The organism is Trichodesmium erythraeum IMS101 (assembly GCF_000014265.1).
Taxonomy (GTDB): domain Bacteria; phylum Cyanobacteriota; class Cyanobacteriia; order Cyanobacteriales; family Microcoleaceae; genus Trichodesmium; species Trichodesmium erythraeum.
Map to the genome: position 1 here is coordinate 3933017 of NC_008312.1, position 23255 is coordinate 3956271.

11 protein-coding genes are annotated in these 23255 nt (G+C 36.0%); 4 read left to right on the top strand and 7 right to left on the bottom strand.

What is annotated here, in order from left to right; genetic code table 11:
* Positions 1 to 81 precede the first annotated feature (81 nt).
* From TERY_RS12190 to TERY_RS25260, 4 genes are all read right to left on the bottom strand, one after another.
* Complete coding sequence (locus TERY_RS12190) at positions 82 to 873, bottom strand: hypothetical protein (protein WP_011612113.1); 792 nt, start codon at positions 871 to 873, stop codon at positions 82 to 84.
* A gap of 12 nt (positions 874 to 885) precedes the next feature.
* On the bottom strand, positions 886 to 2019 hold the full coding sequence (locus TERY_RS12195; protein ID WP_011612114.1) for a hypothetical protein: 1134 nt from the start codon (positions 2017 to 2019) through the stop codon (positions 886 to 888).
* A gap of 126 nt (positions 2020 to 2145) precedes the next feature.
* Entirely contained in the window at positions 2146 to 2736 is a 591-nt protein-coding gene (locus tag TERY_RS12200; RefSeq protein ID WP_011612115.1) for a hypothetical protein, read from the bottom strand.
* Positions 2737 to 3828: 1092 nt separating this feature from the next.
* Positions 3829 to 5148 carry a sigma-70 family RNA polymerase sigma factor gene (locus TERY_RS25260; RefSeq protein ID WP_011612116.1) on the bottom strand — a complete coding sequence of 440 codons (1320 nt, stop codon included), beginning with the start codon at positions 5146 to 5148 and terminating at the stop codon, positions 3829 to 3831.
* 819 nt (positions 5149 to 5967) lie between these two features.
* On the opposite strand from TERY_RS25260, the gene TERY_RS12210 reads away from it, so the two are divergent.
* The 3 genes from TERY_RS12210 to TERY_RS12215 all read left to right on the top strand — a co-directional run bounded on the left by TERY_RS12210 (position 5968) and on the right by TERY_RS12215 (position 13676).
* Positions 5968 to 10929: an AAA domain-containing protein gene (locus TERY_RS12210; RefSeq protein ID WP_011612117.1), complete on the top strand. Its 4962-nt coding sequence runs from the start codon at positions 5968 to 5970 to the stop codon at positions 10927 to 10929.
* 449 nt (positions 10930 to 11378) lie between these two features.
* On the top strand, positions 11379 to 11522 hold the full coding sequence (locus TERY_RS32960) for a hypothetical protein (protein WP_155994410.1): 144 nt from the start codon (positions 11379 to 11381) through the stop codon (positions 11520 to 11522).
* Between the two features lie 309 nt (positions 11523 to 11831).
* Positions 11832 to 13676, top strand: coding sequence for a hypothetical protein (locus TERY_RS12215; protein WP_011612118.1), 1845 nt, complete (start codon positions 11832 to 11834; stop codon positions 13674 to 13676).
* A gap of 49 nt (positions 13677 to 13725) precedes the next feature.
* Here the strand turns inward: TERY_RS12215 and TERY_RS35025 are convergent, their stop codons facing one another.
* From TERY_RS35025 to TERY_RS12230, 3 genes are all read right to left on the bottom strand, one after another.
* Positions 13726 to 13863, bottom strand: a complete 138-nt coding sequence (locus tag TERY_RS35025) for a hypothetical protein (RefSeq protein ID WP_196797006.1) — start codon at positions 13861 to 13863, stop codon at positions 13726 to 13728.
* Between the two features lie 149 nt (positions 13864 to 14012).
* Positions 14013 to 19448, bottom strand: coding sequence for an AAA family ATPase (locus tag TERY_RS12220; protein ID WP_011612119.1), 5436 nt, complete (start codon positions 19446 to 19448; stop codon positions 14013 to 14015).
* Between the two features lie 1424 nt (positions 19449 to 20872).
* Positions 20873 to 21928: a peptidoglycan DD-metalloendopeptidase family protein gene (locus TERY_RS12230; RefSeq protein ID WP_011612120.1), complete on the bottom strand. Its 1056-nt coding sequence runs from the start codon at positions 21926 to 21928 to the stop codon at positions 20873 to 20875.
* 611 nt (positions 21929 to 22539) lie between these two features.
* Between TERY_RS12230 and TERY_RS12235 the strand changes: the two genes are divergently transcribed.
* On the top strand, positions 22540 to 23088 hold the full coding sequence (locus TERY_RS12235; RefSeq protein ID WP_011612121.1) for a flavodoxin: 549 nt from the start codon (positions 22540 to 22542) through the stop codon (positions 23086 to 23088).
* Positions 23089 to 23255: the final 167 nt, after the last annotated feature.

Genomic DNA, 23255 nt, shown 5'->3' on the forward strand with positions numbered 1-23255 from the left:
TATTATTGATTTTTTAGTCAATTATATTGATTTAGTGTGGGTTCCTATGAGCTTTAGTGTTAGTTCGAGTAGCTCCCTACTTTAGGGAATGGATAGGTCAAAGGAAAAAGGTATTTTACTAGAATTTTTACCATTGTCCCAGAGCAACTCTCCGGTCAATTGGTATGTACCGGAGGTTAATTCTACTGAATTTTCCGGTAATTCTAGTGGAATTAGGCGATCGCCTCCAGCAATGACAGTAATTTCTTTAACCTCGTTTTTGATAACGGCCTGGCCATTGCGCTGTAACTCCCACTGAACTGCAGGTCGTACTGTGCCGTTTCCTGGATTAGTCACAAGTAGCTCAAGCTGTTTTTTTTCTGAATTATAAGCTGCACTTTCTGGGGCTAAAGCAAAGTTAACTTCACCATGACGGACATAAACAGTTACCCCCAACCGAGCACGAATACTGAGACCACCTTCAGCATTTCGTTCTTTCAGAGGTTCCACAAAAATTACTGATCGATATTCTCCAGGGGCTGTTGTTGGTAACATTCGCATAATTAAACGAACTCGCCGACTTTGACCGGGCTTAACTACCAATTCAGCGGGGGAAAAAATTAAATAGGGGGACAGGTCAAAAGGATCACCTTCCTGAGTAGTGAAACCATCTCTCTTATAGGTAAAGGCTTCTGAGTTCAGTCGTACTCTCTGAGGTTGTGAACTTTTATTACGGACTGAAATTACCCCACTTGCTTTTCCTTGCTTAGTTTCCGCATTGATAACCATCGGGGAAATTGATACTTGAGCTTGCACTGCCTGAGGCAATGCCATGACAGAGGCGATCGCTGCCCCTAACAAGCTTTGCCATAAAAAACTTTTAAATAATTTCATCACCCATCTATCCTAATTAGCTGTGACAGTCACGGTAAAAGTTGCGGAATAATCTCCTGCTCCCAACTCTTCTGCCGCTCCTGTAGTGTCAAAGCGGGAAGTAACCTCAATCTCAATGTCTCCATTATCATCGGTACTCTCCCTTGTCCTCTGATCAATAATACCAGTGGTAAGTTCTTGAGTCAGTGCTTGTAGTTCCGTTGTTGTATTACTAGAAGGATGTGTTTTTCTAGTTTTGACTTTATGATCAACACCATTACTCCCTCCCCCCTGAAGGAGATCGATGTTTGAACTATTGCTAAATATTGGAGCAGTTAAGTTGGTCATCTCCACCGAATAGTCAACATCAGCGGTATTACAATCAAAACCGACAGAATCAGAAGCTTCTAGTATCCTGGCCCTTGGCTCGGGAAGTCCTGCAGACGATGTGGTTGTAACATAAGCCTTCGGGTTACCTGTCTCTGTATATTCACTACTATTTTGCAAACTGCATTCTTTTTCCACATTCTTAGAAATTACAGTAGTATTACTACCCGGGGTTCCCGAAGATGTAGGAGTCGCCGTTATCCTGAACTGTGTCTCATAGCCCCCTGCCGCAAACTCCTCTGCGCCTCCCTGTAAAAAAAAGGTCGACCTCAGATTTATTTTAATCTCACCATTACTATCTAAAGATAAATTGTCCCCCGGTTGACTACTACTAGAAGACACAATATCTACACTATCGTTAGTCGCCGTAAAATTTTCTTTTAAATCAGTATAAGAGGTGTTTTTTCCCACAGAAACTTGATGGGTGATCCCCGGGTCACCCAAATCTAAATTTGCAGGTGCTGGACTAGGGAGGGTAATTGTATCCAGATCCACGTCAATATCAGCGTTTGTTAAATTCACTCCTGAGCCATCAGTACATTTAAAGGTGACTGAATAATCCCTAGAAAGCCGAATGACCCGCTCTTCATTACTAACACCATCCACAGGGGTTGAGGTAATAACATAAGTTATAGGAGAGGTCTCACTTGTACTGATTTGATGGCATTCATTTGCAGCACTAGCCTTGGCTGGATTTAATACTATCCAGGAACTAGAGAGCAAAAAAAGAGTGGCACAGTTTTTACTACATTGCCATAGCCATGAATGCTTAATTTTCATTATTTCTACTTAATTGTAGATTAGTTGAAAACTTATATACATTGAAATTCCCATGGAAAAGGAAATGATGATCAGATGACCAACACTCCCTTTTCAATCTAAACTATTGCTGGAAATATAGCGTTCCTATTGTGCGGTAACAGTAAAAGTTGTCGTAGCACTATATGTTTGTGCCAATAATTCTTCATCAGCTGCTGTCCAAACAGAGCTTACGTTAATTGTCAGGTCTCCATCACCATCAGTATCTATGTTTGTACCAAGATCGCCGTCTGCTACGGTGGTGTCAGCAGCAACATTTAGTCCATATTGAAAAACATGACTTGCCGTAAGGTTACTTGCCGTAGCATTTGTGCCAGTGGGGGCTGTGTATGTAGTGCCAGTACCCGAAATGACAACTTGGACTTTTGCAGTATTGCAATCAAAAACTATGGCATCAGTCGCAGTCAGAACTTTTGTACGGTCCTCATTAGCACCTTGACCAATATCAACAATCGAAAGAGAGTCATTTGTACGATCGTAATCTGTTTTATCACTTGCTGTTACTATCGCACACTCTGGACTTACAGTTTCCGAGAAGCTAACAGCAGCATCTCCTGACCCAGCAGTCCCAGGAGGATCCGCCAAAGCTGAATTACGAAAAGCCAAAACTGATCCACCAGCCAGGGCGATCGCCATTGTCGAACTCAAAAATCTTTTTGCTGTTTTGCTTAAATTCATTCTAATTCCCTCAATATTTCTTGATGTTCTGCCAAACAGTATCAAAGAGAAATAATCATCAACTATTTTAGACAGTTTTACTATCTAATTAAGTTTTCAAGAATCTAGTTCTTAAGAAACTTTATTTCTCTGTTATATAAGTAAGACTGTTTTAGGTAGCAAATTGTGAATTTTTTTTCTTGAGAGTAGACAGAGAAGGAACTTCAACTCTTTCCCTAGGAGACACTGCGCCAATGGGAATACATTTAATATTATTTACCTCAAAATTCTATTTTGCCATAGCAAACTTCCCTTGACCCTATATTAGGCCAAAGGTATTCTGAAAGCGAGCTTTTGGGCACAAAAAGAGAACTCGCCATTTTTCTAGTTAGGAAGTAAGCACAACAAATCTAGCAGCAGTCAAACCAGACTAGAAGCTGTGATTCAACCGTTAATTATTTCTGGCCAAAGGTATCCTATAGGCCTGCTTTTGACCCAAAAAAGCGATCGCGCTATCTTTCTAGTTAGGAAGTAAGCACAACAAATCTAGCAGCAGTCAAACCAGACTAGAAGCTGTGATTCAACCGTTAATTATTTCTGGCCAAAAGTATCCTATAGGCCAGCTTTTGACCCAAAAAAGCGATCGCCCCATCTTTCTAGTTAGGAAGTAAGCACAACAAATCTAGCAGCAGTCAAACCAGACTAGAAGCTGTGATTCAACTGTTAATTATTTCTGGCCAAAAGTATCCTATAGGCCTGCTTTTGACCCAAAAAAGCGATCGCGCCATCTTTCTTGTTAGGAAGTGAGCACAACAAATCTAGCAGCAGTCAAACCAGACTAGAAGCTGTGATTCAACCGTTAATTATTTCTGGCCAAAGGTATCCTATAGGCCAGCTTTTGACCCAAAAAAGCGATCGCGCCATCTTTCTTGTTAGGAAGTGAGCACAACAAATCTAGCAGCAGTCAAACCAGACTAGAAGCTGTGATTCAACCGTTAATTATTTCTGGCCAAAGGTATCCTATAGGCCAGCTTTTGACCCAAAAAAGCGATCGCGCAACTATAAACTTAAAACTGACTCAAAAACAATAGTTTTAGCTTCAAAAAAACCCCACTAACAGCAGAATTTGTACCTCAGTTTCTCTGCTGAAAGCCTTAGCAAATTATCCGCTGCTAACCAATTAAACTGTTTGTCTAAAGCTTTTATTTTTCTGTTGCCAAAGTTGTATAAATGTGTTATGTCTTCTAGACCTTTGTGGATTAACCCCCTGGCCGGTTCCTTATATTGTTGGGCTAGCAGGAAGCCGACTATACTTATATTCATCCTGCCCCTCAGCAATACCGGTACTATATTTGTGCATGTACTCAGTAGACCACATTTGTGTTGTGTCTTATCTTTGTACCTTTTATTAGCATACTTAAATGATTTCACTAACACTGATGGAGCAACAAGCTCTTGTTTCCTATAGCCAACAGTCTCTATTTTCCCTAACTCCTCCTCAGCCGTTGCCTCTACTAAGTGCTTTTTCTTAGCGTCCCTAAGTGATTTCACTAACACTGATGGAGCAACAAGCTCTTGTTTCCTATAGCCAACAGTCTCTATTTTCCCTAACTCCTCCTCAGCCGTTGCCTCTACTAAGTGCTTTTTCTTAGCGTCCCTAAGTGATTTCACTAACACTGATGGAGCAACAAGCTCTTGTTTCCTATAGCCAACAGTCTCTATTTTCCCTAACTCCTTCTCAGCCGTTGCCTCTACTAAAATAGGCTCACTTTTCTCTTCAGATAAAACAGCCTCTTGGGGCATCTCAGTAGCAATAATTTCTGTTTCCAACTCTTGAGCTGGAGAATTTTCTACTTTGTGCTCCTCAAAAATAACTATTTCTTTTTGTTTCTGGTATTCCTCATACCTTTCTCGCAAAATAGCCCGCCCCTGGGAAATACGCTTACGGACATTAGGCTCAGAAATACTTAACTCTGTAGCTATTTCCTTATAAGAGTATTCTTTAAAAAAGAGAGCAAAAGTTTCCCGTAGTCTCTTTGGCAAATTGTCAATAGCCAAGCGACAAAAATCTTCTAACTCTCCGTAGGCAACAGCAAAAAATGGATCTCCTCTTTGAGTCCTCCCATCAGCGCGAGATAGAACCAAGTCTAGATCCTCAACCTTTTGATGATAGCGAGCAGACTGCTTCAGTAGATCCATACAAAGGTTATAGGTGAGTTTTGCCAACCAAGCTTTGAAGTTATCAATTGTTTTGTGACACTTTTGTACTTTTTCCCTAGCCTTCAACATAGCCATACTCAGAGCATCCTCAGCATTTATAGAATTACCTCCCATCCATTTGACACAGCAATGGTAGAGATAGTCTTGATGCTTTTGCCACTCTTGCCAAAATAGCCGGTCAATATTTGCAGTTCTATTGTATCTGTTTAACATTTTTTTTTAATATATATATAATTAATTTTATCTATATACTATATATAATTAATTTTATCTACATTTTTTAATATATATATATAATTAACTTTATCTATATACTATATATAATTAATTTGATCTACATACTTAAGTTAAATAATCTATACAAATTAGATACAATCAGGAAATAAAAAAAATTTTATCATAATTTAATGGCTAAGTTAAGGAGTACATGGCTTTCACCAAGCTGCTTCTAAGGATTTTAGTTGAATATTTTGGTAAGGGTTAAGGAAAAAAATCTGTCTCCTTAAAAGTTTAGTCAAAAATCAAGAAGGCTATTACTAATTCTCTTGAGAACTAGCAAGCCCTAATTAAGAATTAGAAATAAACCGATTTGATTTACAAAAATTCATAAAAAAAAAATAATTCTTACGAATAAATACCGTTTATTGTTTTAGTGCCTAAGTATTCTTAAACTCAAACAATTATTGGCTCATAATTTAGAAAGAACCACCTGATGAGTAGGGATATTTTATGTTGCAGAAAACTCGTAGCTGTTCACTCCTACAGATAGTTTATAACTTGAAGTTTTTTGCAAGTTCTGTTGCTGATATAATACTAATAAATAAATTAATCAATTAATAATTAATTAATTGATTAGCAGGTACTGACAACCATGAAAAAAACTAATAACTGATAACTAAACAAAACTTACGCAGCTATCACCATATATAGTAGGATTTTTAATCTTGCCGAGCACTGGCTGTTAACCTCTCAAACTAGTCTATAATTCCATATGAATACGTAAACCCTGTTGAAAAAAGCAGATAACTGAAAATGACTATATTTCAAACTAACCCATCCAACCTTCACCAATTACTCCAAATGGTAAAAGATGGAGATGAACTTAACCTACAAGCAGGAGATTATAAAGCACCTTTTACCATAGATAAATCAATTACCATTCGTGGTAGTGGTAGCGATACCGTGATTTTTGCTGCAACCGAAACCCCACTAATAATTACAGCTTCAAAAGTACGAGTGGAAAATTTAACAGTAGAGCGAACAGTTGGTGGTGACAATGGGGAAGTTGCTATATTTGCTGAAGCTAATACTAACCCCATTTTGAGTCAGGTGAAATTAAATGGTGTTGCAGAAAATGTAGAATGGTCAGGAGTAAGTTGGAATATCCCCACAATTCTCGACTTTGGGGAAATAGAAATAAACCGACTGGTAGAACGTGAGTGGGAGTTAGAACTAGGTTCAGCTTGTCAGGTTTTGTGCGATCTTAATTGGTTACAAGTGCGCTCCAGTTATCTCTCACCGGGGCGACAAAATTTACAGGTTGTCCTGAATACTGCCAATATCCCTACTGGTACAAATTTATCTGGCTTGATTTTTCTGTCAGCAGCAGATAGTAGACGGGAATTAGAAGTTACTGCCAAAGTTATTTCCCCCCTTCCAGTAACTCCAGTTTTAGCAGCTTCCACAAAAGCTTTGCCAGCTAAAGTTTTGAACTCTCAAGATTGGGGTTATCGGTTTTCTGGTAGTGCCGCAGATAAATTGGTTCGCGCTCAGTTGGGTGAGGCAGCTCTGAAAAAATATCCAGAATTTCCCCAACGTCGAGCCAAAGCAGAAGCATTGATGTCTGAAATATTGGATGGAAATTCTCATCTATATTATGTGCGCCGTCAAGCGCCGGGAAGAGAAGAAGGAGAGGAAATTTGGGAACTGACTATGGCGACTGACAGGGAGGAGCAAGAGTGGGAAAAAACTTTGAAACTTCGCGGAGCAGTAAATATTGATGAAGACAGAGTTTTAAAATTATTATCGGTGCAGTTAATTTCTCAAAAAGCAGAAAAAGATGAATTTAGTTTAGCTTTGCAAATTCGTTTATTGCCACAACATCAGTATCGACGAGGGATACCATTGGGAGTAGTGCGCTCTATGGGTAAAATGCCTTTTTTTGGAGACCGTATACCTACAGAGGAGCAACTACCTATTTGGACGACTTTTGTAGAAATAGAGCAACGTATAGCAGAAAAACGTCAGTTTTGCCTACAGTTTCTGAGTCATAACTATGGTAGTGCAGGGAGAAAGATTACTTTTGAAATTGATGTTTCTTCCGCAACCATTGATGGTACCGCAGAAAGTGCTATAGACGATCTTGAGTTACGGCGACGACTATTTGAGGCTAAGAACGAAGATATTCAGCTTTTTCAAACTTCTCCTGCAGGTGGTGATGCTAGAGATGGAGAAAAGTTGGGAGCGATCGCTACTATTGACTGGAAAAAAGGTCAAGTAGGAGTAATGTTAGATAGTGAAATTGTGGAAATTATTAGTCGTGGGAGTTATAGAATACCATCCACAGGATTTCTATTTTTTATAGCTTCTGGGGATATAGCTCAAGTGAAACGCAAACGCAGAGCTCTAGAAGATTTACAAAGTGGTCGTTGTCAGAATCCATATTTGGGAGATTTTTTCTTTGATGCTACCTGTGCGCGAGCTCCGAAGCAGGTAGTTAAACTGCAACCCCAGGATTTATTGTTACCTGCTGCGAATGTTAATCAAATTGCTGCTGTGGAAACAGTTTTAGCTAGTCCAGATTTGGCTTTAATTCAAGGACCACCTGGCACAGGGAAAACTACTGTTATTGCTGAAATATGTTATCAAGTTGCTTTGCGTGGGGGACGAACTTTGATTGCATCTCAGGCAAATTTAGCAGTTGATAATGCTTTGAGTAGATTAGTTCATAACCCGGTTATTCGTGCTGTGCGTAAGGGAAAAGCAGAAAAGGTGCAGGAAGAAGGGGAGCCATTTTTGGAACACCGAGTCATTGATACTTGGTTGAAAAATACTGCAAACGACTGTGAAAGTGATTTGGATGAGCGGCTACAACGGGTAGAAATTTTACGGAATTTATTGATAGAGTCAGAGAGGTTTAATGCTTATGTGGAGTTAGAGGAAGTATGGGTAAGTCAGCAGCAAGAGTTGAGCGATCGCCAAACTATTTTGGAAACAAGTCGGGAAGTTTTAGCAAGTGAAGTTTTGCAATTAGAAACTGATACAAAGGAATTAAATTTTCTGATGTTGGGATTAGATAATTTGTTAAATTCTGCACCTAATGTTAATTGGCAAGACGAGGAAGTTAAAAGTTTATTACCCCGTTTACAACCTTATTCTCAGGAGGAAAAATCAGTCAAAGATTTAGTAGAGAATGTGCGTTTAGCTCGAAATATTTCCAGAGATATTGGTTGGGAAATTCCAGCATTAGGAGCTTTTGGTTTAGCAACTTGGTTTCAAGAAAATTTAGCTATTTTATTGCCAGAATTTTACAATGGGTTAGCTGTAGCAAAAAAAGTAACTCTGATGATGTCAGAACTAGAAAATTTACAGCAGATATATCAACAGAGTCATAGTAAGTTTGAGCAGCTCAAAAAAGATATTGATAACCAAGATATAGTTTCGGAAAATCTACAAAAAAATCGCCAAGAATTAGAATCACAAAAAAGTCAAATAGATTTAGTTGTTTCAGAAGTAGGTGCTTGGATAAATATTGGTAAAAACCGTATATTTGAGGAATTAAAAAAATGTTGGGAGACTGATCAAGATTTCCAATTAGATTTAATTGGGCTACCAGAAAGTTTGATTAAACTTGTTAATAGGAAAAAATTACAACTTTTGCCAGAATATGCTCAACCTCTTCATAGTTTGCCAGATTGGGAAAGAGTGGAAAAAGCATTAAACGCAGAGTCAAATCGTGGCTTTCAAAATATCCGAGGCCGAGAACATCGTTTTGATAATTTTTTGCAAATTATTCTAAGTAAACCACCAATAGTTTTGTCAGAAAGAGATTATCAAAAGTGGCAAGAATACGCTATATATTTTGAACGTTATTCGCAACTTAACCAAACAAGCCGACAAGGTTTAGTAGAAAAAATCCAACATTTTTTTGATGAAAATAGGAGCAAATATAGTCTGGTATGGAAAGCAGATAATATGTTAAATACTTTGGCAGAAGTAACAGATAAGATATCCAATAAAATTCTCCATCATTCTCGTGAAATGTTACTTCCTATGAAACGAAGAAATCAAAAAGAAATACTAAAAAATAAGGAACATTTAGAAGAAATTAGTGAATTACAGAAAAGCTACAAACAAGAACGAGAAGTAGTTGAAGAAGAAGGAAAAAATTTACATCAAAAGCTCGAACAAAAATATCAAGAGTTTATTAACAAATTAACAGGAATAGAGGTTCAATTAGAGTTTAATCCAGAAATTCATAGTTTAGCTAAAAAGTATCTTGAATCAACACCATTAGAAGTATTAAATGATCAATCAAATTTTGTAGCTAAAGTAAATTCTTGGGAAAATAACCTCAAGCAACTTGAAAAAATAGCCCCTTTATTTGAGCCTTTTACCGTTCTTACAGATATTAAAAATCTTCTCCAAAATAAACTAAATACTGCTCAAGAAAAAGCAGATAAATCTCAGGAAGAACTCCAATCTTCTGAAACAGAAATTAATCAAATTAAAACAGCCTTACAACAAGAACCATCAATAACCCTAATCGAAGAAAGAGACTGGTGGAAATCTGCATGGAAAAAAATCCCAGAAAATATCAAACCTAGGGTTTATGAAACAGAAATATTTGCCATAGAAATTTTGCAGAAAATTAAACTTCAACTGCAAAACTGGCAACAAGAATTAGACACAGAAAAAACATATCTAAATAGCCACCAGAAATTTATCCAAGACTGGATTGAAAAAATCAAAAAACCTTCAGAAAAAGATAGTAACGATCTGAGAAAAATTTATCTTGATAATGCCAATGTTATTGGTATTACTTGCGTCCAAGCTGCCAGTCGGAGTTTTGCTGAAGAATTTAATAGTTTTGACGTAGTTATAATTGATGAAGTTAGTAAATGTACTCCCCCAGAAATATTAATTCCGGCATTAAAAGGCAAAAAATTAGTATTAGTAGGAGACCATCGCCAATTACCACCAATGCTCCATAATAGTACTATTGAAGAAATTGCTGAAGAGATGAAGAGTACAAAAGAAGAACTAAGCTTTTTAGAAGAGTCGCTATTTAAAACTCACTTTGATACAGCAACAGAAAAAATCAAGCAGATGTTAACTATTCAATATCGAATGCACCCGAATATTATGGGAGCAATTAATCAGTTTTATCAACATCGTTTACAATGTGGTATTATTCAACCAAACGAAGAACGCGCTCACAACTTAGGTGGTGAAATTCTGCAAGATAATAAACATATTATTTGGGTAAAAATGCCACATTTAGAAAGTTTTATTGAACAAAAAGAAGGAACATCACCTTTTAATGAAAAAGAAGTTGATGTCATTGAAAAATTATGTGGTGAAATGGAGAAATCTTGGCGTATTAAAATTGCGGAGGGCTTTCCCAGAAAAGAATTAGGAATTATTACATTTTATAATGCTCAGTTACGACTAATAGACTCAAGAATTAATCCAGAAAAATTTCCATCGCTGCATATTAGAACAGGTACAGTTGACAGATTTCAGGGTATGGAAAGACAAGTAATTATTGTGAGTATGGTAAGAAATAATGAGGAGGGAAAAGTAGGGTTTGCTAAGAAGCCAGAACGGGTAAATGTTGCTTTTTCTCGTGCTCAGGAATTGTTAGTTATTGTTGGGTGTCATGGGTTATTTACTCAACATTATGGAATGGTGGGAAATATGTACTCAGAAGTTTCTGATGTTGTGCGTCGTCAAGGAGGGTTGATAGAATTTTCTGACATTTTGGGTGAATAAAATAATTGAGAGTTTGATCAAAATTATATTATAATTTGATTTGCCAAGCACCTATAGTATAGTTACATTCTAAATTAAATATTTTGCTAAATTCCTAAAAATTATCACATATCTTTTAAGATAATGGTAGTTAAATTTAGTAATTCAATTAGATGTCTATCAAGCTAATTGAGGGTCAGTTGGGTTTAAGGCTATTTTATGGCTTATTCTAGGAACTAGTGATACTTACAGCTAAGGATATAATCAGGGTTTTAGCTTATCCAAAAATCAGATTAATTGAGCTAAAATATGGAATTTTGCTTGAGGCAGGTATTCTATAAAATAGGGAAAGTAATCTTTAAATTACTAAAACAAGTTAAATTAGTGGTAGTATCAAAATATTTATAGAATTAGTAATATATTAAATGAGTCTTTTGTTTTAATTAGGAGTGCTCTGGAGAGAAAATAAAATGTTATTGGCACCGGATTTGCTTTTAGTTGGTAAATACCGTTATCAACTAGAATATTTAGATATAAATAAAGTCGGTACTCATGCTAAGTCTATTCTCAAATGTGACCTGATACAACCTGAATTATTACTATTTTTAATTTAGTTGTGCTTTGGTAGATAATATTATTAATAAATAACTACTATAAACAGGGAAGTGGAAAGATAATTTTGCTTTACTCTTTTAGATAAAATTATCTTAATTCGGTGAAAAAAAATGTTTTATCTTCAGCCAAGCCTGCAAATGTTATTAAATTCTCTTTCCTCATAACTCCTAACTTTAATCTTCCTAACTCCTAAGTCCTGAGTCTTCATTAACTATCTAATTATACCAATTAGACTTGATTTAATATTACAAGGAAAGGAGCTGTAACAACAATATCCAATTTTATTAAGTAACGCAAAATTAAGACAAATGTTTTTACAATCTTCTACTAAATATATCAGCCCAGAGTTAAATAATTTAGCCGATAAAATTGAAAAAGATAGCCCTGGAATATCAGTTTTTGCTGCTCGTCAATTTTGTTATAAACTATATCAAACCCCAGTTCAAATTGAGATAATCAAAGAGAGAGATTTGAATATTCTTGAGGAATTTATTCTCAGAGCAAGTATTGAGTTTAATCCTCCACCAACTGAAGTAGAATTAGCACAAATACTAAAGTTAGATCCTATATTTATTCAGAACACTACTAATACTCTTCAATCTCTACAAACTTTAACTATAACACCATCAGATTCTAGAATTAGCATAACTTCTGAAGGAAAAGAATTTTATACAAAAGGTTCCTTGCCACAACCCCCAGAAAATAAAATTATTTATGCTATTACTAACCCTCTTTCTGAAGAAATTAATTGGCAACTTTCGGGTTTAAATTCTAAATCTCCAGAACTGCCAAACTTAGCAGATTTTATAACCTTTGAAAATACAACTCCTGAAATTGCTAATTTTACTATTGAAGAACTAAAAAAGGAAATAATAGACTCTAATTTAGGTATTTATTTACCAGAATCAGGAAAAATAATTAGAGATATTTTCGTAAATACAGATGGGGAAAAATCTATCTGGAAAGCTATTTCTATTTTAGTTATATTTGATATAATTGAAGAAAAGTTGATTTTACAAGCAAGAGAAGGAAATAAAATTTTAGAAAGGGTATCAAATCAGTTACAGGAAATGATAGAACGAGGAGAAATTTTGCTCAATGAATTATGTGGTTTACCTCCTGAATCTATAGCCTCTCAAACAGAATCAATTTTAGATTTAAAGAACCAAAAAGTTGAGGAGAGACTCCAAAAAATTCGGCAACAAGGAATTGAAATAATTAAGCAAACTAGAGAGCAGGGAAAGAAAAAATTACCAAAAAAATCAGAATTTATTTTGTTGCGCGATCGCGAAATTAGACCAGAGTTTTTATCTACTCTAAAAGCAGCAACTCAACAGATTTTAATCTATTCTCCTTGGGTAACTGAGGAAGTAGTAGATGAGGAGTTTATACAGCTTTTACAAAAGCTAGCAAATAACGGGGTGTGGATTTTAATGGGATATGGAATTGCAGAAAAACAGGAAAAAGAAACTCAAGCAATGTCCCCTAAAGTTGAGGAAAAATTATTAACAATTAGAACTCCTGAAGATTTACCAGCAGCTCAGATATTTTGGTTAGGAAATTCCCATGCTAAAGAGGTATTAGTAGATAGAAAAGTTCATTTATCTGGCTCTCATAATTGGCTTTCTTATCGAGGAGATAGAGGTTTTCGAGGAGAGACAGCTTATCGAGTCACAAATCTTGATACTGTTGGGTCGGCTTATGAATATTTGCAGGCCAGATTTCAATTTCATGCTAAAAATTTATGGGAGTCTGCAGTATCAAGTAGGGATATTAATTTGGCTGTTCAATCTGTTTGTATTTGGGGAGCTTTAGGTATGGCAGAAATGGCGTTTCAAGAATTACAATATCATAATTGGATTGAACTTTTTCCAATGTGGTTAAAAGTAGTTATTCAGGGGTTGAGGTCGAAACAAATTTTACTAGATGAGCAGATTTTTAAGCAAGCAATTTCTTGGTTAAATATAGTTGATACATCATATCAAAATATACAAGATTTACGCTCTGGATGGCAAGGAGTTATAGGAGAGATAGCTCGTCAAAATTCCCAAGCAGCTTTAAATTTATTAAATGAGGTAGCATGGGCAGAATTTATCCGTTTAGAAATTTCCTTAACAGACACCCCAGAAAAATTTATAAAAACGCTAAATTAGTTAGAATAAATACTTTGGCATAACTATAAGTATTCTAGGAAATATGATGTTATTCCTCAACCGTTCTGAGAAAGCTACAACTACAACTAATTGAACCTCTTAATAATTCTACTGTTGCTTCTATCTTGATAGATTTTTGGGAAATAATTATATATTGCACCAGATAGTTATAAATTATGTCAAACAATTATACCAATTCAGTTTAAAGATCTCACAAATAGTTTGAGAGTTTAAATGTGAAATAATTTCTATAAATGACTGAGCGCATCACAGTTTTCAAACTTTAAAACCAGACTTTTAACTTTTGAATGTATAACTTCCGTCAAAGGGTATTACTTATCTATAATCCAACAAAACCGGGATTTTGATTATGAACTCGCTACCTTTTCCTAGTTGAGAAATACAATACAATTCTCCATTATGTTGCTCGGTAATAATTTGATGACTTATTAATAATCCTAATCCAGTTCCTTGACCAACTGGTTTAGTAGTAAAAAAGGGGTCAAACACTTTTTCCCGCACTTTTTCGCTCATTCCTATCCCATTATCAGCAATAGAGATTTGGACAGTTTTGTCGTTGTGTACCTCAGTAGTTATCCTAATTTCAGGAACAGCGGGACTGTCTGCCCTTGTTAAAGCATAGATCGCATTGGTAATAATATGCCAAAAGACTTGATTTAGTTGACTAGGGTAGCAGTTGATGAGAGGCAGTTTTCCGTAGTTTTTAATCAGAGTAATATCAGGACGACCCTTTTGATCTTGACAGCGATGTTGCAAGATCATTAACGTGTTTTCTAAACCTTCATGGATATCTATCTCCTTACATTCTGATTCACCAAGACGAGAGAAATTGCGCAAACCGAGGACAATCTGGCGAATGCGATCGCTTCCATTTTGCATTGACTGGAACAAGCGTTTTAAATCCTCACACAAAAAGTCTAGCTCAACCTCTACTAATTTATCTTGTATTGCTGGACTAGACTGGGGAAAGTTCTCTTGATAAAGGTCTATTAATTCCACTAAATCTCCAAAATATTCTTGAGCATGAAAAATATTCCCAGAGATAAAAGTAATGGGGTTGTTAATTTCGTGAGCAATTCCCGCTACCATTTCCCCTAGAGAAGAAATTTTTTCAGCCTGAATTAATTGAGCTTGAGTACGCTGCAATTGTTCTAGGGTAGCCTGTAATTGTTGGTTATTTTCTTGTAGTTTCTGGGTTCTGATTTCCACTTCAGCCTCCAGGTTACGACTATAGTTTTCTAAACGACGATAGAGCAGAGCATTTTGGATAGAAATGGCTGCTTTTGCACTCAAAAGATTGATAATTTCTATGGAAGATGAGGTAAAAACTTGAGTACATAGATAGTTTTCCAGATAGATAATACCGATAAGTTTTCCTTGGTTAAGCATTGGGGTGCAACAAAGGCTTTTCGGCTTCTGTTGAGTAAAATATGGATCGCTAATGTATACATTCTCTTGGTCGAAATAATTAATCAATATCCTTTGTCGAGTTCGTTTTACCTTATTAATAATATTAACTGGTAGAACATTACTTAGATTTGGGGAGGCCTTCAAGAAACGACACTTGTTCTGATCACAGATGACAGAAATTTCCCAAGTACCAAAGTTATCTACAACTAGAACACCTTTATCTGCTCCAGCATTTTCGATAAGAACGTACATTAATTTAGAGAGCAAAACCTCAAGTTCAACTTCCTCAGAAAGAGCATGGAAGGCTTTAATGGCAGACTTTAGATCTAGTAATTGAAGAGAATTTTCTAGGGAGATGCTAGTAGTGGAGCTAATAGGTTTGACCTGTTGAAGGATGGGGTTAAGGAGTTGAGGATAGGTTTGTTCTAGTTGCTCAGTTTTAGCTTTGCTACCCCAATAAGCATATCCATAATAAGCCTCTTGCATATAACCAGCAGCAATTTTCTCTTTGCCCCATACAAGATAAAATTTTGCTGCCAGTTCGTTAGCCAGAGCTTCTTCCTGGAAATATTCATTTTCTTTTGCTCCAGCAATAGCGCGGTCGTAAAAATCTCCTGCTTGATACTTTTTACCTAAAACTCGATACTTTTCAGCTTCCACTAATTGCCATTTATGCAAATAATTCATCGGCGCATATTCTGACCAAAGGTGTAAATTATTCTGATTTTCTTGTACTTGTTGCAGTGAACTCCCAATATCTGAGGCAGACTCTTGAAGAGTAGCTAAAGTAATTAAAGAATCATAAAAATAAAAGCCCGCTTCACCAACCGTTCCCAGTCCTCCAGACAAATACTTTTTAGCTGCAATAGTATCAGCTTTTGCTGAAAGGATATCCCCTAAAATAAACTTTAAAATTCCCCGATGGAGATAATAATGAAAAATTTGAGCTAGATCATGGGATTTTAACATTTCAGTCATCCAAGGCCTTCTATCATTACTGTCCTCAATTTCCAGATGAATATTTTCTGGATTTCCTAAGAGCAATACTGTTGCTTCCCAAAAAATCAAACAATATCTTTCAAAGTGTGACAGCTTGAATTTAACTGTTACCTCAATATATGCTTGGATTTGAACTACTAACTCTTTCAATGGTTTACCACACCAGAAAGAATTGAGACAAAATCCGTAACTATAACGACCGAGATATTCAACTTTGCCTATTTCAAGAGCAGCCTGATAACCTGCTTCAAAAATTGACAATGTTTCCTGGAGGTGATTTTGGTGATGATACAAACATAATCCAAGAGGGATGAAGGTTATAGCGGGAATATTTTTATCCTTGGCGTTAGAAGCTAAACGATAAGCTAATTCGCCCAATTGATTGCTTGTATAAATATCTTTCTTAAAGTTCAGCATAAATATTCCATAAACCACATATCCAGTCGGTGAAAAGATACCATTACCATACTGAATTGATAATTTAGTTTGTAAACTACCCAACAAAGCATACAGAGGAGAACCTGCTAGATAACAGCACGTAATCATTCTGGTAGATATTTTCAAAATCGCTAATTTTTCAGGATTTACCATAACTGGCAGGTGTAATAAATCCTCTATAGATCGATCGCCTATCAAAGCTTGAGTTTCTTCAATTTCATGCTCCAATTCAACAGAGGTAATAGTCTCGGGAAACTTAACTCCAAACTCTTCTAAAATTGACTTACCATAGGCGATCGCTTCTAGCAAATTATTTTGGGTAGTTAAAGCTTGGATTCTAATTATATGACTGTCTACTTGATCTAATAAAGTTTTTCCATGCTCAATAACTGCATCTATCTGTTGATTCATTCCCTGAAAATCCCCATAAATTACAGATGCTTCTGCTACCAATTCATGTAATTGTAACATGGTTACATATTTTCGTTGCCAAGCTTTCCTACCAAGTAAGTCAATGCCAATTACTCCATACTCCCTTGCCGCTTTGTAGGCAGATCCTCCTTTAGCTTTACGACAAGCAACAAGATTAAGTTCCGCTAGTTCATCCCGTGCAACTTGTTCAGTAATTAAATTAACTCCATAATTGAGTTGATTAACAATTTCAAAAATGTATCGTTCTCTGGTTTCTGGAGATATCTGCTCTAGGAGTAATTGCCCAATGTGATAATGGTTAGCTTCCTTTTGATCATCAGGAATTAGAGAATAGGCAGCTTGTTGGACGCGATCATGCAAAAAGCGATACCCCACATTTTCAATATATTCATAATCTACCTCTGTTTCATCATTGCTGGTATAAAATTTATATACTTGACTTTGTAGCAAAATTAACTCTGCCTCTAAAGCTGACCACAAAGCTGTCATCACATCTGATTTCAATTGCTTGGCCACAATTGCTAATGTATCTAAGTCGAATTTGTTGCCAATACAAGCTGCTAATTTAAGTACCTGCTGAGTTTCCTTGGGTAACTTCAGCAACTTTTGTGACATAAACTCCACCACATCATCAGTGAGAGAAAGATCATTAATTTGGATTATATCACATTCCCAATAGCCCTGTTCGCGATTAAAAGTAATGTATCTATCCTGATATAATCCTTTGAGGAACTGAGTTGTAAAAAAAGGATTTCCTTGAGTTTTCCGATTAATTAATTCCGTGAGTGGTTGCGAGATATCAGTTGAACAATGTAAAGTATCAGCTACTAATTGATTCATATCGCGGAAAGCAAGAGATTGAAGAGTAATAGTATTAACAGTTGTACCCAGTTGTTTCAACTCCTCTAGCGCCAAAATCAATGGGTGTACTGATGAAACTTCATGATCTCGATAAGCTCCCAACAATAGTAGATAACTATTATCCTCCATCAACAGTTTAATCAATTTCAGAGAAGCTGTATCCGCCCAATGTAGATCATCCAAGAAAATTACCAGGGGATGTCTTTTATCTGTGAAAACTTCAATAAACTTTTGGAACAAGAAATTAAAACGATTCTCCACTGCATTGCCTGATAGTTCTGGTACAGCAGGTTGTTTACCAATTACTAACTCTAGTTCTGGAATCACATCAATTAATACTTGTCCGTTCTGCCCAACTGCCTCCAAGATTTTCGTTTTCCATGCAACAAACCGAGCATCAGGCTCAAACAACACTTGTTCCATTAAATTTCGCAGTGCTTGTAAAAATGCTGACAAGGGAACATTTTGATTAAATTGGTCAAATTTACCTTGAATAAAGTAACCATGTTGAGCAGTAATTGGTTTATGAACTTCATTGATCACAGCAGTTTTACCAATACCCGAAAACCCTGCCAGCAGCATTATTTCAGATCTTGGAGCCCTATCCCCTTCTCCTTCAGATACCCGCTCAAAAGCAGCTAACAACTGCTTAACTTCCCTTTCCCGTCCGTAGAGTTTTTCAGGAATGAGGAAGTGAGTGCTAAAATCTAGCCTTCCTAATTGAAACTTAGCTATTTCTCCTCTAGCTTCCCATTGTTGCAAACAATTTTCTAGATCATACTTCAAACCCAATGCACTTTGATAACGATCTTCAGGATTTTTCCCCATCAATTTCATGACAATGTTAATTACCATCTGAGGTATTTGTGGAATACAAACCCCATTTCTTAATTCCTTGTTCTCAAAGATTGGTAATTTAGCAATATGGCAATGTACTAACTCCATTGGATCATCCGTGGTAAAAGGTAACTCACCTGTAAGTAGTTCAAAGAACGTAACACCCAAAGAATAAAAGTCCACGCGATAATCAATACCCCGGTTCATCCGCCCAGTTTGTTCCGGAGAGATGTAGGCCAGAGTTCCTTGTAGCACATTGGGGTGGGTAACTTCCTGTTGTGCTTTGGGCAACAAACTAGCAATATTAAAATCAATCAGTTGAATTTGTTGAGTTTTGGGATAAATCAAGATATTGGCGGGTTTAATATCTTTGTGGATGATGCGCTTTTGGTTCAGATAATGTAGAGATTCAGTTAGTTGAATAGCAATTCTCAAAAATTCCCCAAGGTTTTGTTCTAATTCAGTATCAACACTTTTCAAACCCCCATGCCAATAAGATGAAAGGGCGATCGCTCCATTATCTGGCATCACTAAAGCATAACCATTACCGTAACGTTCCAGAGCAAGAGGTTGTAAAATATTGGGGTGTTGCAGATGGCGACTTAGCATATATTGGTTGTGAAATTGTACCAGCTCATTAAATTTGGGGTTAACATTGGCTAAGACTTTGATAATTACAGGTTTGTTGTCACTATTGCGTGTACCTCTATAAACTTCTGTTCTTGTTCCTTGGTAGATAATTTCAGTTATATGGTAACCAGTTAGAGTAATCATAATTATGTTCGAGATAATTGACAATTTGATATTGTTTTATTGACTTTCCAGAATTCTACTTATACGATAGTTTTTTTGACCCTGACTTCTAATCTTTTTCCAAATACCCTGACTTCTAATCTTTTTCTAAATTCCTGATTATTTCGGATTCTAGACAAGTAGACTTTTATCTATAATAGTCTATAATGATAAAATTTAAAACTTCATTCAAATCATCAAGATTTCTCAACAGGTACCAAGCTCGTTTTTCCATAGATCTGATTATATACACCTTTCCAATTTTTAGCCAGTTAAATAAACTACACCATAGAATTCCAAGTACTCAACAACTACAACAGGACTTACGCAAAGAAACTATATATATATATATAATGTATGGCAAAAAAGTGCGATCTTCACTATATCCTTTAGGCTCAGGTGAACCGCCACCCGGAGCGAAGGCTTTACTATTTTTCTTGAAAAAAGCTTCAGTTTTATAATAGAGTTTTTGGGAATTAAGGAAAAAAAAACGACTAAAACCTAAACAAGTTTATTTAGGTTTTAGGGTGCTTTTTAGTATTAAAATCCTAAAAATTTTATATAGTAAGCGTTTTATAATTTCCAATTTGACCACATCCAACAACTCTAATTAAATACTTTTCAATTCAAATGAAACGTATTGCAATTATGAGCTCAGACCCAACCGATAATAATTCGTAGCTTTTCTTTGTAAATACTTTTTTCTATTTTGACAGGAAAATTTATTCAGAAATTCCACACGCTCCATCTCACAAGCAATAAATTTTTCTGAATTATTCCTAAAGGTCACACTGCATGGGTCCTAGACCTGTGAATTGCTTGATTATAGCGTGAAATCATTCTCCAAACTCATTGGCTATGAAATTCACATTTTACAGCTCTCAGTAATGATTAATTGAAGTCATATTTTGACAAGACGTTAGTAAATTAGGGTATAATATTTCCCAAAAGCCCTTATAAGTAAACTTTAATGCAATGCCCTGAATGTAAATCAACCCAAGTTAACAACAGTGAAAAAAAGAAAGGAAAACACCAATTACATCTGTCTACACTCCCTACCATAAACCGCTATGTTTAAGCTCAAAGTGATAAATGGATCTAAGTTGCAACAACGACAATTCGATAATTAAGCAGTGGAGTTATTCATACAATGTGCCAGACTAAACCGTATAATTTAAACAGGTAAACCCAAAAGCTACAAAATTAAAATCTATTCAACTCCAACTAAGGGAAATTCTCACTTTAGCGGAGCAAGTTCAGCAGCTAGATCGCCACTTTCATGAAATAAAGCCATTCACCCTTCTTAAATTCAGAGATGTTCCCGTACCATTAACTCAAAAAAAAAAGTAGCGGTTTAGCGATCGCATACTTTCTTAATCATACCTTCATTTACCAACGCCCTTTTTTCAATTTAATTGAACCTCTTTTGTAATATTTACTAATACTTGGTCACCTCTAGTCAAACTATACTCACCTCTCCATTTACCTATAGGAAGGGACTGAGAATTATTGCGTTTACCCACATACCCCATCCATGTCTTGTGAGCAGATTTCATTTCCTTTTTATTGTCTATAACCCCCTCACCATTAGGAGCAAATAATTGATAATGTTCTTTATCCCCAGGCAAAACCCCATAAATTTGTACCCAAAATATTAATGCCGCACTATTTCCTGCTAAAACAGTATCGTAAAATTTGCCAGACCACAAATCATCCATAGTTGGCGCAACAGTAGCAAACCCACTTCTAATAATTCCAGTTGGTTTATAACTCAACGGTTCTTCCCAAATTGAATTACGAGGAACATTACAACCACTCTTAACATTCACTCCAACAAATGGATCTACAATTTCTCCTTGATATCGAACACTTAAATGAACATGAGGAAAAGAAGATAAACCAGATGTTCCTACTATTCCCAGTTGAGTACCTGCTTTGACAACCGTTCCTGGTTTCACAACAACACTACCATTACGGAGATGACAGTATTGAGCTTCCCAACCATTACCATGATCTATGACTATTCCATTTCCACATTCAATATTCTTAACCGCATCCCGATCTGCTGTATCTATTATTCGGCGATCTGGTATTCCGTCTCTGGTTCGTAGCACTTTACCAGGCGCCACAGCTGTCACAGCTACACCTTGTGCCATAATTTTTTCATCAGGTATAGCAAAATCTGTTCCTTTGTGACCATCGTAAGTTTGCCTGCCACAACCAAAATCTAGTTCTTTCGGACTAGGATCGCGATCGCTATACAACAGAATAAAGCAGTCTTTGTCAAGCTTACATTCAATAGGTAGAGCAAATTTTGGATTATTTGATACCTGAGCAATAGAATTTTCAAAGACAGAATTTTGAAATAGTCGGGTATGAGCATTAGCACTTAGCAGGTAGTTAGTTACTAATGCTATTACTAATGCAGTAACAAAACCATAAAAATAATTTTTCAGTTTCATCAGTATCTAGTTAATAAATATTTCTAATATTAGTTATTTTCATAAATTATCTCAATACTTAGAAAAATCTAGTAATTCAAAGCTTTTTTCAAACTTATAAATAGGAATCTATCCTAATCTCATCTTTCCAATAAAGTCAATTTCAGATGTTTCTCAGAACTAAATTTCTAACAAAAACATCTATAACTATAGACTAAATTCAAAAAATTGTCAACTACAACCAATACAGATTTCGATTAATTTACCCGATATATTCAAGATGTAGATAAAGTTGATAGAAAAAACTATATCTATGCCAAGGTCATCTGAAGCAGTTGCCTCTATAGACCTTGATCATTTGATTTAGCTTGAGAATACAATTGAAAACTTATTGATATTACTTCTTATTTAGCTCTCAGTAAGACTAATCCATAGATGGATTTTAACTGTCACATCTGAAAATCAGCTCAATCAAGAATTGATACCATTAAGTAAACTAGACAATTCTGCAATTAACTTGTTTAATTTACCAAGATATCCTAAAACATCTTGGTCGAGCTAGTACAATTTGCTTTCTCGAATAGATTCAATCAACTTTCATTTAGATGTAAAACTAATCAGGAGTGTCGATAATGGCAAAAATTGGTATCTTTTACGGTAGCACATCCGGCGTCACCGAAGAAATCGCTACAGCATTACACGAAAAAATTGGCGAAGAACTTTGCGATATCTATAGTATGGAAGAAGATTATGATGAATATAGTCAACTTCTTGATTACGATTATCTATTATTAGGTTGTTCGACCTGGGGAGCAGGAGAGGTACAGAATGACTGGCGCGAACCACTTTTTGACATGGATATCGAAAAACCTGATTTTACTGGAAAAACTATTGCCTTATTTGGTGCAGCAGATCAAGTCAGTCATGGAAAGCACTTTGCTGGTGCATTACAAATTATGTGCGACCACTTTGAGAAACTTGGTGCAACTGTAGTGGGAGAGTTTCCCATTGAAGGTTACAGTTTTGAGCACTGCTCTGCCGTCCGTAATGGTAAATTCGTGGGATTACCAATTGATGAAATTAATCAAAGCGATCTAACTGAAGATAGAATTACACAATGGGTAGAAACCCTACGCCCCATTTTTTTAGGTGAAGAAAGTTCTGTCTTATTGGCTGCTTAGGTAGGAAAATTTATATAGCACCCAACACGCAACAGTAGGAAAAATTTTACTGTAAAAGATTTCTCCAAATCTCAATAATTGAAATCTTGATACCAATTTAGGTAGCGATCGCTGTGGAGGCGGCAACCTAAAAAAAACCACCGGAGGAAGTTATTCAGGTAAATTTA

Excerpts from the sequence above, each read along its gene's own strand:
- TERY_RS12190 (WP_011612113.1), bottom strand. The coding sequence starts at position 873 with ATGAAATTATTTAAAAGTTTTTTATGGCAAAGCTTGTTAGGGGCAGCG.
- TERY_RS12195 (WP_011612114.1), bottom strand. The coding sequence starts at position 2,019 with ATGAAAATTAAGCATTCATGGCTATGGCAATGTAGTAAAAACTGTGCC.
- TERY_RS12200 (WP_011612115.1), bottom strand. The coding sequence starts at position 2,736 with ATGAATTTAAGCAAAACAGCAAAAAGATTTTTGAGTTCGACAATGGCG.
- TERY_RS25260 (WP_011612116.1), bottom strand. The coding sequence starts at position 5,148 with ATGTTAAACAGATACAATAGAACTGCAAATATTGACCGGCTATTTTGG.
- TERY_RS12210 (WP_011612117.1), top strand. The coding sequence starts at position 5,968 with ATGACTATATTTCAAACTAACCCATCCAACCTTCACCAATTACTCCAA.
- TERY_RS32960 (WP_155994410.1), top strand. The coding sequence starts at position 11,379 with ATGTTATTGGCACCGGATTTGCTTTTAGTTGGTAAATACCGTTATCAA.
- TERY_RS12215 (WP_011612118.1), top strand. The coding sequence starts at position 11,832 with ATGTTTTTACAATCTTCTACTAAATATATCAGCCCAGAGTTAAATAAT.
- TERY_RS12220 (WP_011612119.1), bottom strand. The coding sequence starts at position 19,448 with ATGATTACTCTAACTGGTTACCATATAACTGAAATTATCTACCAAGGA.
- TERY_RS12230 (WP_011612120.1), bottom strand. The coding sequence starts at position 21,928 with ATGAAACTGAAAAATTATTTTTATGGTTTTGTTACTGCATTAGTAATA.
- TERY_RS12235 (WP_011612121.1), top strand. The coding sequence starts at position 22,540 with ATGGCAAAAATTGGTATCTTTTACGGTAGCACATCCGGCGTCACCGAA.